The 1620-nt window shown below is 62.1% G+C and carries 1 protein-coding gene; it reads left to right on the top strand.

The features are described from left to right. Nucleotides 1–96: 96 nt before the first annotated feature. Nucleotides 97–1443 carry an IS1380-like element ISAcr4 family transposase gene (locus APM_RS14990; RefSeq protein WP_007424223.1) on the top strand — a complete coding sequence of 449 codons (1347 nt, stop codon included), beginning with the start codon at nt 97–99 and terminating at the stop codon, nt 1441–1443. Nucleotides 1444–1620: the final 177 nt, after the last annotated feature.

The raw sequence follows: 1620 nt of genomic DNA, 5'->3' as shown, positions 1-1620 counted from the left end.
CCGGAATTATGCATGAAGGTTGGCGAGCATAGCGTAGTCCATTGATTCGATGTAAGAATTTGTTGTCGAGACAAATCTTCACCACGACGGAACGCCATGCTCGCCTCGGTTGCAAATACCCCAATTCTCCCTGGTCTGTCACCTGTCGCCGGCAAATCGATCGAGGCCCGCTTCGACGGCGAGATGCTGTCCTCTGACGGCGGTCTGCTGGCATTGCGCGAGGTCGAGAAGCGGCTGGGGATTGCCGCGCAGTTGGCAGCCTGCATCGATGATCCGCGCACGCCGGAGCGCGTCCAGCATGGGCTCGACGAGATCATTCGGTTTCGCATGTTGATGATCGCGGCCGGTTACGAGGATGGCAACGACGCCGACCGGTTGCGCAACGACCCGATGTTCAAACTCGCGATGGAGCGTCTGCCCGAGGCGGGCGATCTGTGCTCGCAAGCGACGATTTCACGCACCGAGAATTTGCCCGGTCCTCGCGCGCTGCTGCGCATGGGCCTGGCGATGGTCGAGCATTATTGTGCGAGTTTCCGCACCATACCCAACCGGGTCGTGCTCGATATCGACGATACCTTCGATGCCGCTCACGGCGCGCAGCAACTCTGCTTGTTCAACGCACACCACGATGAGTACGGTTTCCAGCCGATTGTGGTATTCGACGGCGACGGCCGGATGCTCGCCGCGGTGCTGCGTCCGGCGTGCCGGCCAAAAGGTAGCCAGATCGTCAAATGGTTGCGCCGGCTGATCGACGCCATCCGCAGCCACTGGCCCCGCACCGCGATCATGCTGCGCGGTGATTCGCACTACTGCACGCCGGAGGTGCTGCGGTTCTGTCGGGCGCGTCGCCTCGATTACATCTTCGGCGTCGCACCGACCACGACGCTGCGCAAGCACGTCATCGCGCTGGAGGCCAGCACCACGGCGCGCGCGCAACAAGCTCCGGGAGAGAAAATCCGGCGGTTCAAAGAGTTCAATGATGGCGCAGCAAGCTGGGACCGCGTCGAGCGGATCATCGCCCGCGTCGAGGCCGGGCCGATGGGGGTCGATACCCGCTTCATCGTTACCAGCCTGAAGGCAGGTTCCCCGCGCACCCTGTATCAAGAGATCTACTGCGCGCGTGGCCAGGCCGAGAACCATATCAAGGCGTGGAAGACCCATCTTGCCGCCGACCGGACCTCGTGCTCGCGGGCCAGCGCCAACCAGATGCGCCTGTTTCTGCATATCGGCGCCTACTGGCTGATGTGGAGTTTGCGCTCCCTGATGCCGCGCCGGTCGCGCTGGCGTGGTATCCAGTTCGATACCCTGCGCCTGCGCCTGATCAAACTCGCCGTCCGCCTCGAAACCCTGAAACGCTCGATCCGTCTGCATCTGCCGCGCTCAATGCCAGACCAGGCGATCCTCGGCTATGCCCTGGCCAGACTGCCCAGGCTGGTCATCTGATCACAGGGGCGTTTGCCCCGTCCGGTCCCGATCTCTGCCACATCCAACGCCAACACATCATAGAGCCCACCAAAACCAGCCAACTTCGGCCGGTAAGCCATCACGCCCGCACGACGTCAGGTTGAACAGACCGCCTGAGAAAAATCAGAGGAAATACGCACGTGAATAATCCCGGCT

The sequence above is a fragment of the Acidiphilium sp. PM genome, from assembly GCF_000219295.1.
Lineage (GTDB): Bacteria > Pseudomonadota > Alphaproteobacteria > Acetobacterales > Acetobacteraceae > Acidiphilium > Acidiphilium multivorum.
Note: the sequence above shows the minus strand (reverse complement) of the source record. Positions and strands in the feature narration are given on the sequence as shown.